Source organism: Actinoplanes sp. NPDC051405, from assembly GCF_055586185.1.
The window spans coordinates 95,139-112,805 of record NZ_JBVJIR010000007.1; the positions used below are offsets into that span (position 1 = coordinate 95,139).

Annotated in this window: 15 protein-coding genes; 8 read left to right on the forward strand and 7 right to left on the reverse strand. The window is 72.0% G+C overall.

Features of this window, described 5'->3' with window-relative positions:
- Positions 1-458: 458 nt before the first annotated feature.
- The 3 genes from ACZ6S4_RS16970 to ACZ6S4_RS16980 are packed head-to-tail and all read right to left on the reverse strand — an operon-like array spanning position 459 to position 4,062.
- On the reverse strand, positions 459-2,207 hold the full coding sequence (locus ACZ6S4_RS16970; RefSeq protein WP_465476085.1) for an MOSC domain-containing protein: 1,749 nt from the start codon (positions 2,205-2,207) through the stop codon (positions 459-461).
- Between the two features lie 53 nt (positions 2,208-2,260).
- Complete coding sequence (locus ACZ6S4_RS16975; protein WP_465475838.1) at positions 2,261-2,923, reverse strand: response regulator; 663 nt, start codon at positions 2,921-2,923, stop codon at positions 2,261-2,263.
- Entirely contained in the window at positions 2,920-4,062 is a 1,143-nt protein-coding gene (locus ACZ6S4_RS16980; RefSeq protein ID WP_465475839.1) for a sensor histidine kinase, read from the reverse strand. The genes ACZ6S4_RS16975 and ACZ6S4_RS16980 overlap by 4 nt, the downstream gene beginning before the upstream one ends.
- A 179-nt stretch (positions 4,063-4,241) precedes the next feature.
- Between ACZ6S4_RS16980 and ACZ6S4_RS16985 the strand changes: the two genes are divergently transcribed.
- The gene (locus ACZ6S4_RS16985; protein WP_465475840.1) at positions 4,242-5,492 is read left to right on the forward strand and encodes a hypothetical protein; all 1,251 of its coding nucleotides are present in this window, start codon (positions 4,242-4,244) and stop codon (positions 5,490-5,492) included.
- Positions 5,493-5,533: 41 nt separating this feature from the next.
- Here the strand turns inward: ACZ6S4_RS16985 and ACZ6S4_RS16990 are convergent, their stop codons facing one another.
- Positions 5,534-6,601 (reverse strand): alkene reductase, encoded by a 1,068-nt coding sequence (locus ACZ6S4_RS16990; protein WP_465475841.1) that lies wholly within the window; start codon positions 6,599-6,601, stop codon positions 5,534-5,536.
- A gap of 122 nt (positions 6,602-6,723) precedes the next feature.
- Between ACZ6S4_RS16990 and ACZ6S4_RS16995 the strand changes: the two genes are divergently transcribed.
- Positions 6,724-7,230 (forward strand): MarR family winged helix-turn-helix transcriptional regulator, encoded by a 507-nt coding sequence (locus ACZ6S4_RS16995; protein ID WP_465475842.1) that lies wholly within the window; start codon positions 6,724-6,726, stop codon positions 7,228-7,230.
- On the opposite strand, the gene ACZ6S4_RS17000 is transcribed toward ACZ6S4_RS16995, so the two are convergent.
- Positions 7,217-8,008 (reverse strand): GntR family transcriptional regulator, encoded by a 792-nt coding sequence (locus ACZ6S4_RS17000; RefSeq protein ID WP_360543965.1) that lies wholly within the window; start codon positions 8,006-8,008, stop codon positions 7,217-7,219. The two genes, ACZ6S4_RS16995 and ACZ6S4_RS17000, sit on opposite strands and share 14 nt — an antisense overlap.
- 115 nt (positions 8,009-8,123) lie before the next feature.
- On the opposite strand from ACZ6S4_RS17000, the gene ACZ6S4_RS17005 reads away from it, so the two are divergent.
- Together ACZ6S4_RS17005 and ACZ6S4_RS17010 are read left to right on the forward strand one after the other, a co-directional pair.
- Positions 8,124-8,927: a class I SAM-dependent methyltransferase gene (locus tag ACZ6S4_RS17005; protein ID WP_465475843.1), complete on the forward strand. Its 804-nt coding sequence runs from the start codon at positions 8,124-8,126 to the stop codon at positions 8,925-8,927.
- Between the two features lie 10 nt (positions 8,928-8,937).
- Entirely contained in the window at positions 8,938-9,285 is a 348-nt protein-coding gene (locus ACZ6S4_RS17010) for a hypothetical protein (protein ID WP_212994097.1), read from the forward strand.
- On the opposite strand, the gene ACZ6S4_RS17015 is transcribed toward ACZ6S4_RS17010, so the two are convergent.
- The gene (locus tag ACZ6S4_RS17015; RefSeq protein ID WP_465475844.1) at positions 9,282-10,301 is read right to left on the reverse strand and encodes a TetR/AcrR family transcriptional regulator C-terminal domain-containing protein; all 1,020 of its coding nucleotides are present in this window, start codon (positions 10,299-10,301) and stop codon (positions 9,282-9,284) included. The two genes, ACZ6S4_RS17010 and ACZ6S4_RS17015, sit on opposite strands and share 4 nt — an antisense overlap.
- A gap of 132 nt (positions 10,302-10,433) precedes the next feature.
- On the opposite strand from ACZ6S4_RS17015, the gene ACZ6S4_RS17020 reads away from it, so the two are divergent.
- From ACZ6S4_RS17020 to ACZ6S4_RS17030, 3 genes are all read left to right on the forward strand, one after another.
- Positions 10,434-11,189: an ABC transporter ATP-binding protein gene (locus ACZ6S4_RS17020; RefSeq protein WP_465476086.1), complete on the forward strand. Its 756-nt coding sequence runs from the start codon at positions 10,434-10,436 to the stop codon at positions 11,187-11,189.
- Entirely contained in the window at positions 11,186-12,505 is a 1,320-nt protein-coding gene (locus tag ACZ6S4_RS17025) for an FtsX-like permease family protein (RefSeq protein WP_465475845.1), read from the forward strand. Before ACZ6S4_RS17020 ends, ACZ6S4_RS17025 begins: the two co-directional genes overlap by 4 nt.
- Before the next feature lie 166 nt (positions 12,506-12,671).
- The gene (locus ACZ6S4_RS17030; RefSeq protein ID WP_465475846.1) at positions 12,672-13,025 is read left to right on the forward strand and encodes a Scr1 family TA system antitoxin-like transcriptional regulator; all 354 of its coding nucleotides are present in this window, start codon (positions 12,672-12,674) and stop codon (positions 13,023-13,025) included.
- A gap of 7 nt (positions 13,026-13,032) precedes the next feature.
- On the opposite strand, the gene ACZ6S4_RS17035 is transcribed toward ACZ6S4_RS17030, so the two are convergent.
- A complete protein-coding gene (locus tag ACZ6S4_RS17035) occupies positions 13,033-13,902 on the reverse strand; it encodes a PAC2 family protein (RefSeq protein WP_360543951.1) in 870 nt (289 codons plus the stop codon).
- 167 nt (positions 13,903-14,069) lie between these two features.
- On the opposite strand from ACZ6S4_RS17035, the gene metH reads away from it, so the two are divergent.
- Positions 14,070-17,594 (forward strand): methionine synthase, encoded by a 3,525-nt coding sequence (gene metH / locus ACZ6S4_RS17040; RefSeq protein WP_465475847.1) that lies wholly within the window; start codon positions 14,070-14,072, stop codon positions 17,592-17,594.
- The last annotated feature ends 73 nt before the right edge of the window (positions 17,595-17,667 follow it).

A 17,667-nucleotide genomic window follows, 5' to 3' on the forward strand; every position in this document is an offset into this window, starting at 1 on the left:
CCGGCGGCTTCGCCCGGCGGCGGCTTCGCACAGCGGCGGGACGTGGCCCGGCGGCGGGACGTTGCCCTTGGGTGGGGTGAGCTGGGCGGTATGACGCAGCCCGGGGAGCTGCTCGGCCAACTGCGGGCGGAGCTGCCTTCCCTGCGTGAGCGGGTCAGCGCGTCCGGCCTGCGGCTTTCGGAGTGGCGGTTGCGGCACCGGACGCCATCGAGGCGCTGACGGAGAATTCCGGCGACCTTGAGCGGCCCCGCCCGGATCACCGGTCAGGCGCTGCGGGTGGCGACCGAGCTGGACCGGGCGTGCCCCCGCCGCGCGGACATGAGACGTGGTCGGCGTTCGAGGTCCGGAGCCACGCGGACATCGCCGACCTCCCTACCGGCGCGCCGGAGGACTTCTTCGCGAGCCGCGCACGGACTCCGGTGGCTGGGCTGCCAGACCAACCTCACGGGCCAGTACACCTAGAGGTCGAGCACGACGGCCCCGCGCGGACGTGCGGAGCAGATCAGCACATCCCCGTCGGCCGGCGGATCGACCGGCTCGGTGGTGTAGGCGACCTCTCCCGACAACAGCCCCGTCTCGCAGGTGTGGCAAACCCCGGACCGGCACGACCACCGCACCGGCACATCACAGGCCTCAGCGAGTTCCAACAGGCTGTCCCGCCCCGCGGCCCAGGGCACGGTCAGCCCGCTGCGCGCAAAAGACACCGCCGGTCCGTCTCCCGGCTCGCCCGCCGGAGGATGCGGCGCCCGGGTTGCCACCGCGCTGATCCCGGGCGTGATCCCCGGCCCCGCCCCGAAGATCTCCGTGCTCACCCGGTCGGCCGCCACCCCCACCTCCACCAGCGCCGCGGTCACATCGGTGAGGAACCCGGCCGGACCACACAGGTAGGCGTCGGCGTCCACCGGCACGCCCAGCGCACGAAGGGCGTCGAGCGACAACCGGCCCGCACTGTCGTAGTCGCGCCCCACCTGGTCCAGGGCGGCGCGGGGCCGGCTGTAGAAGACATGGGAGCGGGCATGGGGAAGACGCGCCAGCAACTCGGCCGTCTCGGTCGCGAACGGCCGGTCGCCGCCGTCACGCGCCGCCTGCAGCCACCACACCTCCCGGTCGGACCGCTGCGCCGCGAGCGCGTACAACATGGCCAGCAACGGTGTCGCCCCCACACCGCCGCTGATCAGCAGCACCGGGGTCGACGCCGGCCGCAGCACGAACGTCCCCCGCGGCGCGGCCGCGTCGATCAGATCACCGGGGTGGACGCGCGCATGCAGGTAGCCACTGGCCACACCGTGCGGCTCCTGCTTGACGCTGATCCGGTAATCGCTGCCGTCCGGTGGCCCGGACAGCGAATAGCTGCGGATCAGTGGCGGCTGCTCGTCGTCCGGTCGCAGCCGTACGGTCAGGAACTGCCCGGGCAGCGGGGCCGGGACCGGCTGCCCGTCAGGGTCCGCCAGCCGTACCGAAGCGATCGTGCTGCTCTCCGGCTCGACCGCCGTCACCCGCAGCGGGCGGAATCCGGCCCAGGCCGGCGGCGGCGCGACAGCGACGAGCCCGGCGTTGCCGGTCGTCGCCGCGGGCCGGCTCACCATCGCCCGGAACGAGCCCTGCCAGCCGGGGCTCAGCGCGGGAATCCGCAGTGCCCGCTCGATCCGGTCGGCGGGGTGGCCGGGCAGGTACAGCAGACCGTCCACTTCGGCCACGGTCATTCGTTCCGGGCCGTCGGTGACCTTGATGATCTCGTCGCCGGCCCGGATGTCGCCCTCCCGCAGCACCCGGAAGTAGAAGCCCGGCCGGTGATGCTGCACGAGCAGCGCCGGCATCCGGGGGTCGGCGAGCCGGATCCCGACCCGGTAGCAGGTGACCCGCGGCTGGGTCACCTCGAACAGCGCCGTCCCGATCCGGTAGCGGTCACCGATGCACACCTGGTCGTCCGGCAGCCCCTCAACGGTCAGGTTCTCGCCGAACTGGCCGTAGCCGAAGTCGTCGCGGCCGAGGAGCCGCTGCCAATACCGGTACGACTCCAGCTGGTACACAAAAACGGCCCGGTTCTCGCCACCGTGCCCGCCGAGGTCACCCTGCCCGTCGCCGTCGATGTTCAACCGGCGCACTCTGGCCGGGCCGCCGACCGGCTGTTTCCAGATCCCGGTGTGGACCGTCCGTCCCTGCCACAGCACGTCCTTGGGCAGACCGACGTTGACCGAGCGCAGCATCGCCACTCCGCCATCCTGCACCCGCCCCGCCCGGCAGGGAACAAGAACGGGCCTCAGCGAGGCCGGCCGCCGGCCCGGACCAGACCTGACTCGTACGCGTAGACCACCGCCTGCACCCGGTCCCGCAGACCGAGCTTCATCAGCACCCGCGCCACATGGGTCTTGACCGTGGCCTCGCCCACCCCCAGCTCCGCCGAGATCTCCGCGTTGGACATCCCCCGGGCCAGCAGCCGCAGCACGTCCACCTCGCGCGGGGTCAGCTCGTCCAGCTCGGGTGCCGGCGCCGGCCCCGGACGCCCCGCGAACGCCGAGATCACCCGGGTCGTGACAGCCGGGTCGAGCAGCGCCTCACCGCCGGCCACCACCCGGATCGCGGTGATCAGGTGCTCCGGGGAGGACACCTTGAGCAGGAAGCCGCTCGCCCCCGCCTGCAGCGCCCGGTACAGGTTCTCGTCCGTGTCGAAGGTGGTCAGCACGATGATCCGGGGCGGGTGCGGCGCCGCCAGCAGGGTCCGGGTGGCGCTGAGCCCGTCCTGGCGGGGCATCGCGATGTCCATCAGCACGACGTCCGGGCGCAGGCGCCGGACCACGCTCACCGCCTCGGTGCCGTCGCTGGCCTCGCCCACCACGGTCAGGTCCGGTTCGGTCTCGATGACCATGCGCAGCCCGGCCCGCAGCATCCGCTGGTCGTCCGCGATCACCACGGTGATGCTCATCGGCTCACCTGCACCGGCACCGGCAGCCGCGCCCGCACCGAGAAGCCACCCTCGGGGCGCGGCCCGGCCGTCAGCTCGCCGCCGAACAGGGTCACCCGCTCGCGCATCCCGATCAGGCCCTGGCCGCCGCCCGACGGGGAGTGCGCCGCTTTGCCGTCGTCCTCCACTGTCAGGTGCAGCCCGTCCGCCCGGAAGTCGACGGTGACCGTCGCGCTCGCGGCGCCGGCGTGTTTGAGCACGTTGGTGAGGGCCTCCTGCACGATCCGGTACGCGGACAGATCCACCGCCGGCGGCAGCGTCACCGCCTCGCCCCCGCGACGCACGCCGACCGCCAGTCCCGCCTCGCGTACCTGGGCCACCAGCTCGTCGAGCCGGTCCAGCCCGGCCGGCGGGGCCGTCTCCGCGGCGTCGCCGCGCAGCAGTCCCAGGGTGCGGCGCAGCTCGCCGACCGCCTCGCGCCCGGACACCTCGATGCTCCGCAGCAGTTGCGGGTCGACGTCGAGCCCGGCGTCGAGGCGGCGCCGCACCACCCCGGCCTGGATGACCATGACGGTGACGCTGTGCGCCACCATGTCGTGCAGCTCGCGGGCGATCCGGACCCGTTCCTCCATGACCGCCTCGCGGGCCTGCTGTTCGCGGATCGACGCGCGGACCGCGGCGGTGTCGGCCACCCGCCGGTTCTGCCACGCGACCGCGACGCCGAGCGCGTAGGGCGCCAGGCTGAAGAAGAACGCGGCCATCGGGTCCGTGCGGTCGTTCTCCCAGTAGACGACGCCGGTCAGGAAGACGAAGAGCCCGGCGGCCGCGGCGCGCAGCCGGGCCCGGCGGTCCGCGTCGGGAGCGGGGAAGATCTGACCCGCCGTGTACGCCGCGATGATCATCGCCACCAGCTGCCACAGCCGGTAGCTGACCGGCGAGTCGTCGTAGAACACCGAGCTCGCGCTGACACTGCTGGCCGCCATGGCGAGCACCGGCACCAGCCGCCGCAGCAGGACCAGAGCGGCGAACAGGGTCAGCGCGTACGGCCACCAGGCGCCCGGCATCCGGACGACGTACTCCTCGACGAGGGCGAACACCGTGAAGGCCGCGGCCAGGGCGAGATCGAGCGGCCGCAGCCGCCCGGCGAGCGTCCGGAACACCCCCTGACCGTACGGGCTGAGCCCCGTCCCGGAGACCGCCTCGAGGCGGATACGCCGTCCACCTCACGGGGGACGCGCGGTCCCTCCCGATACGGGCGACGCCGGCCCCCGCCGTTCGTAACGTCTGCCGCCGACAACGGTGAGGACAAGCCGGCAACGGTGAGGACAAGGAGATCACGATGTGGCGTAAAGCTGCCGCCGTCAGTCTGGTGACGGCGCCGATCCTGCTGGCGGTGGCCACGGGCGTCGACCCGGCGCTCGGCAACGACCAGGGCTACGGCGTCTACCGCCAGCACCCCGCGGCGACGCAGTGGCATTCCCTGCTGCTGCACTGGGCCTGGGTGCTGTTCGTGCCCGGGTTGCTGGGCCTGCTCGCCCCGATCCGGCGCCGGGGCGCGGTGCTGGCCCGGATCGGCTGGGTCGCGGTGGTGCTCGGCCTGGCCACCTTCTCGGCGCTGATGGCGTTCGACTTCTTCCTGCTCGCGCTGGAGCAGACCCTGCCGGACGCGCAGGTCGCCGCGGTGGACACCCGGTTCCAGGAGCAGTTTCCGACGGTGGCCGGCTGGCAGTGGCCCGGGCTGGCGGGCTGGGCGTTGTCCCTGCTGCTGGTGCCGATCGCCGCTGCCCGGGCGCGGGTGATCAACTGGTGGACGGCGGCGGCCGCGCTGGTGGGTACGGCGCTGTACTTCGCGTTCGCCATCTCACCCGTACCGGTGAACCTGCTCGGTCCGGTGGTGCTGATCGGCGCGTATGCGGCGGCGGCCCGGCAGTTGCTGCGGCCGCGGCCGGCGGCCGCCGAGCCGGACTCCTTCGGGGCCTTCCGCCGCCGCGCGAGCTTCGCCTGCCTGTACGCCGCGCCGGTGGTGTTCGGCGCCGGCCTGGCGACCGCCCCGGACGGCGACTACGTGGCCCAACCCGTGCAGACGCAGGTCAGCGCGTTGCTGCTGCATCTGGGCTGGTTGCTGTTCGTCCCGGCCATGCTGGTCGTGGCGTCCCACGGGCGGCGCTTCACCCAGATCGCGGCCGGGATCACCGTGGTGGCCCTGCTCAACTTCAGCGCCCTCATGGTGGGTGACACCGCGGACCTGTCGGCGCGGCAGGTGCTCGGTGAAGGTCCGGCCGACCGGGTGGCCGACGCGCTCGGTGGCCTGTCGTTCTTCACCTTCGGCTGGGCGCTGCCGGGCATGGTGCTGAGCCTGCTCGGCCTCATGGCGGTGCCGATCGGGGCGGCGGTCGACCGGCTGACCCGATGGTGGGTGGCGGTGCTCGCGGTCGCGGGGGTGGCGATGTTCCTCATCGTGCCCCTGGGTCCGGCCGGGGTCACCGGGCCGCTGCTGCTGCTCATCGCGTTCGGGCTGCTCGGCCGCGATCTGCGCCGGCCGCGGGGTGCCGCTGACGAGCCGGTCCCGGTGGTCGCCGCCGCGGCATGAGGGCCGCCCGGCAGCCGGAGGGGGCTGCCGGGCGGCACCGGTCACGCGGCGTTCAGCGCCGGGTAGTCGGTGTAGCCCTCGTGGTCGCCGCCGTACGCCTTGCCGTAGTCCGGAGTGTTGAACGGTCCGCCGGCCGCCAGCCGCTCCGGCAGGTCCGGGTTGGCCAGGAACAACGCCCCGTACGAGATCAGGTCCGCGTCGCCGTTCTCGATCTGCTTGAGCGCCTCGGGCCCGGTCCACGCCCCCGGGGTGTACGGGTTGAGGATCAGCGTCCCCTTCCAGTGCGCCCGCAGCACCGGCGTGAATTCGGTGTCCGGCCCCTCCGCGACGTGCAGGTACGCCAGCCCCAGCGGCGCCAGCGCGTCGACGAGGGCCAGGTACGTCTCGCGGTGGTCGTCCTCGGCGATGTCGTTGAACGGGTTGGCGGGGGAGATGCGCAGCCCCAGCCGGTCCGCGCCGATCGCTGCCGCAACGGCCCGGGCCACCTCGACCGTGAGCCGGATCCGGCCCTCGATGGTGCCGCCCCAGTCGTCGTCGCGCCGGTTGGCGTTGGTGGACAGGAACTGGTGCAGCAGGTAGCCGTTCGCGCCGTGCAGCTCCACCCCGTCGAAGCCGGCCTCGATGGCGTTGCGGGCCGAGGCGGTGAAGTCGGCGATCGTCTCGGCGATGCCGTCGGCGTCCAGCGGCTCGGGCTCGACGAAGTCCAGCGGACCCTCAGCGGTGTAGACCTGACCGGCCGCCGCGACCGGGGAGGCGCCGACCGGGGTGGCGCCGTGCAGGGCCGGGTGCCCGATCCGGCCGGTGTGCATGAGCTGGGCGAAGATCAGGCCGCCGCGCTCGTGCACCGCCGCGGTGATCGGCCGCCACGCTGCCACCTGCTCGTGCGTGTGCAGGCCGGGGGTGTTCAGGTACCCCTGCCCGACCGGCGAGGGCTGGGTGCCCTCGGTGATGATCAGGCCCGCGCCCGCGCGCTGGCCGTAGTACGTGGCCATGAGCTCGGTGGGGGTCGCGCCCGGTCCGTACGCCCGGCTGCGGGTCATCGGGGCCATCACCACCCGGTTGCGCGTCGTGTACCGGCCGAGCGGGGCCCCGTCGAATGCGCTGGTCATGACTAACTCCTGTCCTGGACAGCTAATTTGCTGTCCAGGACAGGTAAACACGGCGCCGGCGCCTTTATTGCCGGACCGTCAGGTGATCAGGGACACAGCTCCGCCGGTCTACGCTGAACTGCATGAATGAGCGATCGGGCGCCCCGAGTGCCGCCGCGGGCGGGCCGATCAGCCACACCATCTTCCGGCTGGCCCGCATCCATTCGCAGCTCGCCGGCCGGCTGCTGCGCGAGGCGGGACTGCACGCCAGCCAGGAGCTGATGCTGATGGTGCTCTGGGACGCCGGCCCGCGGCGGCAGACCGAGCTCGGTGCCGTGCTCGGCATGGACTCGGCCGGCACCACCCGCGTCGTGCACCGCCTGGAGCAGGCCGGCTTCGTCCGCCGCCGGCCCGACCCGTGTGACCGGCGGGCCACGCTGGTCGAGGTCACCGCGGCCGGGCAGGCCCTGCGGACGCAGGTCGAGTGCATGTGGACGCAGCTCGAGGAGCTCACCGTGGGGGACATGTCGCCGGCTGAGCAGCAGGTGGCGCTGGACACCCTGTTGCGGCTCGAGCGCAACGTGCTGGAGACCGAGCCCGGTAGCCGTGTCGGTCCGGCGGCGGCCAGGCGCAACGTCACGCGAGAGTGAGGCCCGGGTCCGGATCCGGCTCGGGGACCGGCGCCGGGATGCGGTATTCCTCGGTCAGGGTGGTCATCGGCCCCGGCCAGGTCGCCTGGGCCACCTCGATCGGCTTGCGGGTCTCGTCGAACGCCACGTGCAGCAGGTGCAGCACCGGGGTGTCCGGGCGGATCTGCAGGATCTCCGCTTCCTCGCGGCTGGGCTGCCGGGCGCTGATGGTGTCGGTCGCCGACGCGTAGCGCCGCCCGATCGCCTCCTCGGCCTCCTGGTAGAGCGGCCGGCCGAACGCCTCGGCCCGTTCCAGCGAGGTCCCGGTCGCGTCGGTCACCCGGAACCAGGACGCGCCGACCTCGACGGTGGCGTCGTCGGCGCGGACGAGATGCCGCCGGACCAGCATCTCCGTGCCGTCGCGGACCCCGAACGCGTCCGCCACCTCGGGCGGCGCGGCCTCACGGCCGACGCCGGCCAGCTGCTGGCGGTACCGGGCCGCCAGGTCGGCGTGGTAGCCGCGGTGGGCGCCGTAGCGGCCGCGGGAGAGCCGGTTGAGCCGGCGCCGGGTGCCGCGCACGTACGTGCCGGAGCCCGGCTTGGTGATCAGGATGCCCTCGACCCGCAACTGGTCGACGGTGCGTTGCACGGTCTGCTTGGCCACGCCGAACATCTCGGCCATGGCGGGGATCGAGGGGAGCCGCTCACCGGGAGCCCAGTCCCCGCGGCGGATGCGTTCCCGCAGCTGGGCGGCGATCTGCCGGTGTGGGAACTCGGCGGCGCCGGGGTTGATCGTCATGGCGGTACCTCCTGACCCTAGGTTCCTAGGATGACTTACGCAGCGTGCCCCACGGGACAGCGACACGCGGGAAAGTCGGTCGACCACGGCGGCGCGGGCATCGAGCATGGTCAGCATGCTGAGTCCCGAGATCCTCGAGTACTACGAACGTGGCGGCGAGCGGCTGCGCCTGACCGCCGGCACCGGCCGCCTGGAGTTCCTGCGCACCTGGGACGTGCTGAGGAGGGTGCTGCCACCCGCGCCGGCCCGGATCGTCGACGTCGGCGGGGCCACCGGGGTCTACGCGCGCCCGCTGGCCGAGGCCGGTCACACCGTACGGGTGATCGATCCGGTCCCGGACCACGTGGCCGCCGCCGGCGCCCTGCCCGGAGTGACCGCCGTCCTGGGTGACGCGCGGACGCTGCCCGAGCCCGACGCCAGCGCCGACGCGGTGCTGCTCTTCGGACCGCTCTACCACCTGCCCCGGCGCGCGGACCGCATCGCGGCCTGGCGCGAGGCGGCCCGGGTCGTGCGGCCGGGCGGGGTGGTCGTCGGCGCCGTGATCAGCCGTTTCGCGTCCCTGTTCGACGGCGTGGTCAAGGGCTACTACGCCGAGCCCGAGTTCGTGTCGATCGTCCAGGGGGCGCTGGACGACGGCGTGCACCGTAACGAGGGCGGGCAGTCGCGGTGGTTCACCAGCGCGTACTTCCACCGGCCCGAGGAACCGGCCGCCGAGGCGACCGAGGCCGGGCTCACAGGGACGCGCACGGTGGCGGTCGAGGGCCCGGTGTGGATGACCGGTACGCGGCTGACGGAGTTCCTGGCCGACGAGCGGCTGACCGGCATCATGCTGGACATGCTGCGCCGGGTCGAGGACGAGCCGAGCCTGTTCGGCGCGAGCAGCCACCTGCTGACCATCGCGCGCCGGCCTGCCCCCTAAGCTGTCCCCCGTGGAGGCTCTGCGGTTGATTCTGCGCTACGCGCACCTGATCGGTTTCGCGCTGCTGCTCGGCGGGGCGATCGCGCAGTTCGTCTCGGCGAAGCTGCGGATCAACCCGGCGATGTTGTGGGGCTCGATCATCCAGGTGCTGACCGGCCTGGCGCTGGCGGCACCACTGCGCGGTGGCGGCGACGACGAGCCGGCCCCGGCGAAGCTGGCCGTGAAGCTGGTGCTCGCGATCCTGATCTTCATCATGGTCTTCGCGTCCCGCAAACGCGCCGACGTGAACCGCGGCCACTTCATCGGCATCATCGCCCTGACGCTGATCAACGCCGCGGTCGCCACCTTCTGGCGCTAGCGTTCCAGGACGGGCGCCAATCCGTCCAGGAGGCGTTGCAGCCCGAACTCCATCAGCCGGTCGACGTCGAACTCGAGCGCCGGGTCGGCCACGGCCCGGTGCATCAACGGGTAGCGGCCGCTGCCGAGGATCTCGCCGAGCCGGTTCTGCTGGGAGTCCAGCCACTGCTCCTCGTCCATCCCGGTTTCCTGCTCGGCCTGGGCCTCCTCCTCGATGTTGACGGCCGTGCCGCGGACATAGTTGGCCACCGTGACCGCGGCCAGGAAGAGCACGTCCGGGGCCAGACCGTGCCCGTCGAGGGCGCGCATCGTCCACTCCGTGTGGGCCATCGCGCGCGGGGCGAGCAGCGGCCGGGTGAAGGAGACCGCCTGGGCCAGCCAGGGATGGCGACGGTACATCGACCACTGGAGCCGGGCCAGCGCCTCGACGCACGCGCGCCAGCCGTCCGTGCCGGGGGAGAGCGCCGGCAGGGCGTCGCCGGCGAAGACTGTGTCCATCATGAACAGCAGCAGCTCCTCCTTGCCGGACACGTGCCGGTAGAGCGACATCGTCGGCATGCCCAGCTCGCCGGCGAGGCGGCGCATGGAGAGCGCGCCGAGGCCTTCCGCGTCCGCGATGGCGACGGCGGTGCGCACCACCCGCTCGCGATCCGGCGGCCCGGCGGTCCCGGCCCAGTCCGACCGCATCGGCTTCGACCCGGTCTGGGCCGGCCCGGTCTGGATCGGTCCGGTCTGGATCGGTCCGGTCTGGATCGGCTGCGAATGGCCCGGCCGGGCGAGGGCCGGCTGGAGGTGGGCCGGGGTGGCGGCGACGACCGTGCCGACGCCGGGCCGGGGCCGGACCAGGCCCTGCTCGCGCAGGGTGGCGATGACCTTGGTGGCGGTCGCCATGGCGATGCCGTGGTCGGCGATCAGCTGCCGGGTGGACGGGACCCGGTCGCCGGGCGCGAGCTCGCCGGCGGCGATCCGGGCGGCGATCCCGGCGGCGATCCGGCGGTACGGCGGTACGGCGCTCATCACCCCTCCTCAGCACTAGTGCGCTCCACCCTAGTGCACTAGTGAGCGCCGATGAATACGGGTGCTAGCACCACTTGAGGCCATAGTAGTGCGCTCGTACGGTGTACCGAGAAGCCAACAGGAGGGCTCATGATGACTGACGCCGTACGCCTCGAGACGCTCTACAAGACCTATGACGACACCGGCACCGCCGTCACCGCGCTCGACGGTGTGACGGCCTCCTTCGGCGCGGGCACGTTCACCGCGGTGATGGGTCCGTCCGGTTCCGGCAAGAGCACCCTGCTGCAGTGCGCGGCGGGTCTGGACCGCCCCACCGCCGGCCGGGTGTTCCTGGCCGGCACCGAGTTGCAGGCCGGCCAGGACACCGCGATGACCAAGTTCCGGCGCACCCGGGTCGGTTTCGTGTTCCAGGACTACAACCTGCTGCCCGCGCTGACCGTCGAGCAGAACGTCCTGCTGCCGTCCCGGCTGGCCGGCCGCCGCGCCGACCACGCCCGGGCCCGTGCGGTGCTGGACCGCCTCGGCCTGCTGGACCGCCGTGACGACCTGCCCGAGCGGCTCTCCGGCGGCCAGCGGCAGCGGGTGGCGATCGCCCGGGCGCTGATCGGGGAACCGCCCGTGATCTTCGCCGACGAGCCGACCGGCGCCCTGGACCTGCGCAGCGCCCGCGAGGTGCTGACTTTGCTGCGGGCGGCGGTGCACCAGCACGGCCGTACCGTCGTCATGGTCACCCACGATCCCGTCGCCGCCGCGTACGCGGACTCGGTGCTCTTCCTGGCCGACGGCAGGCTGGCCGGCTCGCTGAGCGCGCCCACGGCCGAGGCCGTCGCGGAACGCCTGGCCCACCTCGGTGACCTGGTCGGCGCCGGTGCGGAGGCCGTCGCATGATCGCCGTCGCGCTGCGCGGCCTGCGGCACCGCCCGGGCTATTTCGTGGCCACGTTCCTGTCGGCCTTCCTCGGCGCCACCCTGCTGATGACCTTCGCGGCCATGCTCGACACGGCCGAGGGCGCGGACACCGTCAGTGCCGAATCTCTGTCCACGACCGCGGCCGTGGCGGGCGGCTGGTGCCTGATCATCGTGATCTTCGCGGTCACCTCGACGCTCAGCCTCGCCGTGCGCCGGCGCGCGGAGCAGACGGCTCTGCTGCGCAGACTCGGTGCCACCGGTCCGCAAGTGGGCCGGATGATCGTCGGCGAGGCCGCCGCGGTCGCCCTGCTGGCGTCGGCGGTGGCCGTACCGGTCGCTCTGGTTCTGGGCCGGCTGCTGCTCACGCTGATGCAGGACACCGGCCAGGTCGCCGCCGCGGTCGGGTACGCGTTCGGCCCGGTCGCGCTGGGCGTGGGCTTCGGCGTCACGCTGCTGGGCTCGGTCGTCGCGGCCATGGCGACGGTCCGCCGGACGGCCGGACCGGCCGGCGCCCGCCCCGAGCGCCCCCGGGCCCGCCGCGTCGCCGGCGTGGTCTTCCTGCTGATCGGCACGAACTGCTCGGTGCTGACCGCGACCCTGATGGACGGCAAGGGCATCGACGCGATGCAGACGGCCGGCCAGGCCGGCATCTGGGCCTCGATCGGCCTGGCCCTGTTCGCGCCGGAACTGCTGCGCCTGATCACGGCCGTGCTGGCGGGCCCGGTCCGGCTGGCCGGCGGCGCGGCGGGAGAGCTGGCGGTCCTCGGGGTACGGCAGCGCACCCGCCAGCTCGCAGGCGCGGTGCTGCCCGTGGCCCTGTTCACCGGCATCGCCACCGGCACGGTCTACATGCAGGGCATCGAGGACGACGCGGCGGCGGGAACGATCCAGCCCGCGTACGCCCAGGACATCCAGACCCTGAACTACGTCGTGGTCGGCATGATCACGGTGTTCGTGGCGGTGATGCTGGTCAACACCCTGATCGCCGCGACCACGCACCGGCGCCGCGAGTTCGCCCAGCAACGGCTGGCCGGCTCGACGCGGGGTCAGCTGCTGGCCATGGTCGGGCTGGAAGGCCTGCTGGTGACGGCGACGGGGGTGCTGTCGGGCTCGGCGGCGTCACTGTTCACGATCCTGCCGTTCGGCTCGGCCCGGGCCGACCGGGTGTGGCCGGACGCCACGCCGGTCGCCTACGTGATCATCGTGGCGGTGGCGGTCGCGCTGACCGGGCTGTCGCTGCTCGGCACGACCCGCCGTACCCTCCGGGGCCCGGCCGTCGCATCGATCAGATCCTGAGTGTCTGTTTTCCCAGCAGCCTCTGCCCATGGGCGGAGGCTGCTCGGCGTGTTCGGCCGATGCTGTCAGCTATATAGCTGCTTTCAAGGGTATTCCTTGGTGAACGCCGCTGCCGACTGCTGAAGACGAAACGGATGGCGTCATTCCTCCGGGGGACGAGGCCATCGTGATCGCCGCCGAGCGCCCCAACATCCGGCTGCGGATCGTCGGGATGTCCCAGGGCGCCAAGCTCGGCATGCTGGGCGCGTTCACGGTGCTGGATCTGAGCGATGACGGGGTCGGCGCCGTCCTCTACCGCGAGTCCGGCACCACCGACCGGATCGTGCAAGATCCCGAAACCGTCAGCTCCTACCAGGTTCGACGATGTCTGGCCGCATTGTTACAGCGAGGACGACTCTTTATGGCTCGTCCGTACGGAGGCCATGGCGCTTCGGGCGTCGCTGATCCGCCAGCCCTGACCGGGAAAGGACCCTGCTGCCCGGCCACCCGCACGAACCCGTTCCGGGGACCGTGCGGGTGAGCCATGTCTACCAGGAGCCGGCGGTCGGGCCGGCCGAGCCGCCGCGGCGGCGCAGATACTTCTCGAACTCGGTGGCGATCTCGTCGCCGGTCAGCGGCTTGATGCCCTCGTCGCCGACCCGTTCCTCCAGCTCGCGGACGTAGTCACCGAGCTCGGTGTCCTGCTCGGCGGCGGCCCGGACGCGCTTCTCCCACTCGTCGGCCTCCTCCGCCAGGTCGGCCAGCGGCACGGGCAGGTCCAGCACGTCCTCGAGCCGGCTCAGCAGGGCGAGCGTCGCCTTCGGACACGGCGGGTTGTTCGCGTAGTGCGGCACGTGCACCCAGAACGACAGGGCGTCCACGTCCGCGCGGTCGGCCGCCTCCTGCAGCACGCCGACGATGCCGGTCGGGCCGTCGTAGCGGGTCGGGACGACCTTGTACTTCTCCGCGACCTCTTTCTCCGTCGCCGAGCCGCTGATCGGCAGGGGCCGGGTGTACGGCACGTCCGCCAGCAGGGCACCCAGCAGCACGATGCGGTTCACCTCGAGGCTGTGACAGACCTCCAGGATCTGCTCGCAGAAGGTGCGCCAGCGCATGCTGGGCTCGATGCCGCGGATCAGCACCACGTCACGCTCGGTGCCGGGCGGGCTGGCCACGCTGAACCGGGTGGTCGGCCAGTCGATCTTGCGCGTCTCACCCTCGGTCATGGTGATCGTCGGCCTGCTGACCTGGAAGTCGTAGAACTCCTCCGGGTCGATGGTGGTGATCTCGCGGGCCTGCCAGACCTGCTCGAGGTGCTCCACCGCAGCCGTCGACGCGTCGGCCGCGTCGTTCCACCCTTCGAAGGCGGCGATCGCCACGGGGGAGCGCAGCAGGGGTAGACCGTCGAACTCTGTCACGGTGCCAACCTTTCGTACCTCACGTACGCAAAGCCTACGTGTCCGTGTCTGATCCCACCCGGCGGCCGCGCCGACCCTCGTCATCGCGTGGAGAGCCCGGTCACAGTGAGTCCACCTGTCGGACACCGACACTCGGCGATTGGGGGATGTGCCATTAGCCTTGCAAGGTGCAGAACTCCTTCCTTGCCGCGCTGACCGATCGCATCCTCGTCGCCGACGGGGCGATGGGCACGATGCTGCAGGCCGCCGACCTCGACGTGGACACCGACTTCCAAGGTCTCGAAGGCTGCAACGAGATCCTCAACGTGACCCGCCCCGACGTCGTCCGCGGCGTCCACGAGGCCTATCTGGCCGCGGGGGCGGACTGCGTCGAGACCAACACCTTCGGCGCCAACCTCGGCAATCTGGGCGACTACGACATCCAGGACCGGATCCGGGAGCTGTCGCAGGCCGGTGCCGCGGTCGCCCGCGAGGCGGCCGACGCTCATTCGACCCCCGAGCAGCCCCGGTACGTCCTGGGCTCGATCGGTCCCGGCACCAAGCTGCCCACCCTCGGCCACACGCACTACACCACGCTGCGTGACGCGTACCACGAGAACGCGGCCGGCCTGGTCCTGGGCGGCGCCGACGCGCTGATCATCGAGACCTGTCAGGACCTGCTGCAGACCAAGTCGGCGGTGGTCGGCGCGCACCGGGCGATGGCCGAGGTCGGGCGCAAGGTGCCGATCATCTGTCACGTGACCGTGGAGACCACCGGCACGATGCTGCTGGGCAGTGAGATCGGTGCGGCGCTGACCGCGCTGGAGCCGCTGGGCATCGACCTGATCGGACTGAACTGCGCGACCGGCCCGGCCGAGATGACCGAGCACCTGCGCTACCTGGCGCAGTCGGCGAGCGTACCGGTGTCGGTCATGCCCAATGCCGGCCTGCCGGTGCTGGCCGCCGGCGGTGCCTACTACCCGCTGACCCCCGACGAGCTGGCCGAGGCGCTGGACCGCTTCGTCCGCGAGTACGGCGTCTCGCTGGTCGGCGGCTGCTGCGGCACGACGCCCGCGCACATCGAGGCTGTCGTCAGCCGCGTCCGCGGCCTCAAGGCCGCCCCGCGCGAGCCGCAGCACGCGCCCGCCGCCGCGTCGATCTACCACGAGGTGCCCTTCCGGCAGGACGCCGGCGTGCTGATGATCGGCGAGCGCACCAACGCCAACGGCTCCAAGGCGTTCCGCGAGCCGATGCTGGCCGGCGACTGGCAGGCCTGCGTGGAGATCGCCCGCAGCCAGGCCCGCGACGGCTCGCACCTGCTCGACCTGTGCGTCGACTACGTGGGCCGCGACGGCACCCAGGACATGCGCGAGCTGGCCGGCCGCTTCGCCACCGCGTCGACCCTGCCGATCATGCTGGACTCCACCGAGCCGCAGGTCGTCGAGGCGGGCCTGGAGATGCTGGGCGGCCGCTGCGTGGTCAACTCGGTCAACTACGAGGACGGCGACGGCCCCGGCTCCCGCTACGCCCGGATGATGCCGATCGTCAAGGAGCACGGCGCGGCCGTGGTCGCCCTGACCATCGACGAGGAGGGCCAGGCCCGCGACGCCGACTGGAAGGTCCGGGTCGCGACGCGGCTCATCGACGACCTCACCGGCACGTGGGGCATGAAGCTGTCCGACATCCTGGTCGACTGCCTCACGTTCCCGATCGCCACCGGCCAGGAGGAGACCCGGCGCGACGGCCTGGAGACGATCGAGGCGATCCGGCGGCTCAGCGAGCTGTACCCGGGCGTCAACTTCACCCTCGGTCTCTCCAACATCTCCTTCGGCCTCAACCCGGCGGCCCGCCAGGTGCTCAACTCGGTCTTCCTGCACGAGTGCGTGCAGGCCGGGATGACCAGCGCGATCGTGCACGCCAGCAAGATCCTGCCGATGTCGAAGATCCAGGAGGAGCAGCGCGAGGTCGCGCTGGACATGATCTACGACCGGCGCCGCGAGGGGTACGACCCGCTGCAGAAGTTCCTCCAGCTCTTCGAGGGTGTCGACGTCACGTCGGCCCGCGAGACCCGCGCGCAGGAGCTGGCCGGGCTGCCGCTGGAGGAGCGCCTCAAGCGCCGCATCATCGACGGCGAGCGCAACGGCCTCGAGGACGACCTGCTGGAGGCGCTGCAGACCAAGCCGGCCCTGGCGATCGTCAACGACGTGCTGCTCGACGGCATGAAGACGGTCGGTGAGCTGTTCGGCTCCGGGCAGATGCAGCTGCCGTTCGTGCTCCAGTCGGCCGAGGTGATGAAGGCCGCGGTGGCGTTCCTCGAGCCGCACATGGAGAAGAACGAGGACGAGGAAGGCAAGGGCCGCATCGTGCTCGCCACGGTCAAGGGCGACGTGCACGACATCGGCAAGAACCTGGTCGACATCATCCTGAGCAACAACGGCTACGAGGTCGTCAACATCGGCATCAAGCAGCCGATCAACGCGATCATCGAGGCGGCCGAGCAGCACCAGGCGGACGCGATCGGCATGTCCGGCCTGCTGGTGAAGAGCACGGTCGTGATGAAGGAGAACCTTCAGGAGATGGCCGCCCGCGGCGTCGCGGCGAAGTATCCGGTCATGCTCGGCGGCGCGGCGCTGACCCGCGCGTACGTCGAGGACGACCTGCGCTCGCAGTACGAGGGCGAGGTGCACTACGCCCGGGACGCGTTCGAGGGTCTGTCTCTGATGGACAAGGTGATGACCGCCAAGCGCGGCGGCGCCCCGGTGATCGACCCGGAACGCGAGGCCGCGCTGGCGGCCCGCCGGGCCCGCCGCGAGAAGCAGCGCGCGATGGTCTCGGAGAACCTGCCGCCCCTGGACGACACCTCGGTCCGCTCGGACGTGGCCACCGACGTCGACGTCCCGAAGGCGCCGTTCTTCGGCACCCGGGTGGTCAAGGGCATCCCGCTGAAGGACTACGCGTCGATGCTGGACGAGCGGGCGACTTTCCTGGGCCAGTGGGGCCTGAAGGCGGCCCGCGGCGGCAGCGGCCCGTCGTACGAGGAGCTGGTGGAGACCGAGGGAAGGCCCCGCCTGCGCTACTGGCTGGACCGCCTGGCGGCGGATCACGTCCTGGAGGCGGCGGTCGTGTACGGCTACTTCCCGGCGTACTCGGAAGGCAACACCCTGGTGGTGCTGGACGAGAACGGCGCCGCGGAAAGGGCCCGCTTCACCTTCCCCCGCCAGCGCCAGGAAAGGCGCCTGTGCCTGGCCGACTTCTTCAAGCCCCGCGGCGCCGACGGCGAACTGGACGTGGTGGCCCTGCAACTGGTGACGGTGGGCCAGCCGATCAGCGAATACACGGCGAAGATGTTCGCCCGCGACGAGTACCGCGACTACCTGGAGGTCCACGGCCTGTCGGTCCAGCTGACCGAAGCCCTGGCCGAGTACTGGCACCGCCGGGTCCGCTCCGAGCTGATCTTGCCGAACGGCGCGCCGGTGGGCGTGAACGATCCGACCGACCTGGCCGGCATCCTGAAGAACGACTACCGGGGTTGCCGGTATGCGTTCGGCTACCCGGCCTGCCCGGACCTGGAAGACCGGGCCAAGGTCGTTGATCTGCTGGACGCGGGCCGCATCGGGGTGAAGCTGTCGGAGGAGTTCCAGCTGGAACCGGAGCAGTCGACGGACGCGATCATCACCCACCACCCGGACGCCAACTACTTCAACGCCAAGTAGGCGGGACGTAAGGCTCTGCCGGGACGGGGAGACGCCCCTGCGCGCGCGGTGGCGTCTCCCGTGGTGATCGCGC

What these genes read in the sequence shown, in the direction of transcription:
- ACZ6S4_RS17020 (WP_465476086.1), top strand. Translation starts at nt 10,434, where the DNA reads ATGACTGACGCCGTACGCCTCGAGACGCTCTACAAGACCTATGACGAC.
- ACZ6S4_RS17000 (WP_360543965.1), bottom strand. Translation starts at nt 8,008, where the DNA reads ATGACGATCAACCCCGGCGCCGCCGAGTTCCCACACCGGCAGATCGCC.
- ACZ6S4_RS16995 (WP_465475842.1), top strand. Translation starts at nt 6,724, where the DNA reads ATGAATGAGCGATCGGGCGCCCCGAGTGCCGCCGCGGGCGGGCCGATC.
- ACZ6S4_RS17025 (WP_465475845.1), top strand. Translation starts at nt 11,186, where the DNA reads ATGATCGCCGTCGCGCTGCGCGGCCTGCGGCACCGCCCGGGCTATTTC.
- ACZ6S4_RS16990 (WP_465475841.1), bottom strand. Translation starts at nt 6,601, where the DNA reads ATGACCAGCGCATTCGACGGGGCCCCGCTCGGCCGGTACACGACGCGC.
- ACZ6S4_RS16970 (WP_465476085.1), bottom strand. Translation starts at nt 2,207, where the DNA reads ATGCTGCGCTCGGTCAACGTCGGTCTGCCCAAGGACGTGCTGTGGCAG.
- ACZ6S4_RS16975 (WP_465475838.1), bottom strand. Translation starts at nt 2,923, where the DNA reads ATGAGCATCACCGTGGTGATCGCGGACGACCAGCGGATGCTGCGGGCC.
- ACZ6S4_RS17005 (WP_465475843.1), top strand. Translation starts at nt 8,124, where the DNA reads ATGCTGAGTCCCGAGATCCTCGAGTACTACGAACGTGGCGGCGAGCGG.
- ACZ6S4_RS16985 (WP_465475840.1), top strand. Translation starts at nt 4,242, where the DNA reads ATGTGGCGTAAAGCTGCCGCCGTCAGTCTGGTGACGGCGCCGATCCTG.
- ACZ6S4_RS17015 (WP_465475844.1), bottom strand. Translation starts at nt 10,301, where the DNA reads ATGAGCGCCGTACCGCCGTACCGCCGGATCGCCGCCGGGATCGCCGCC.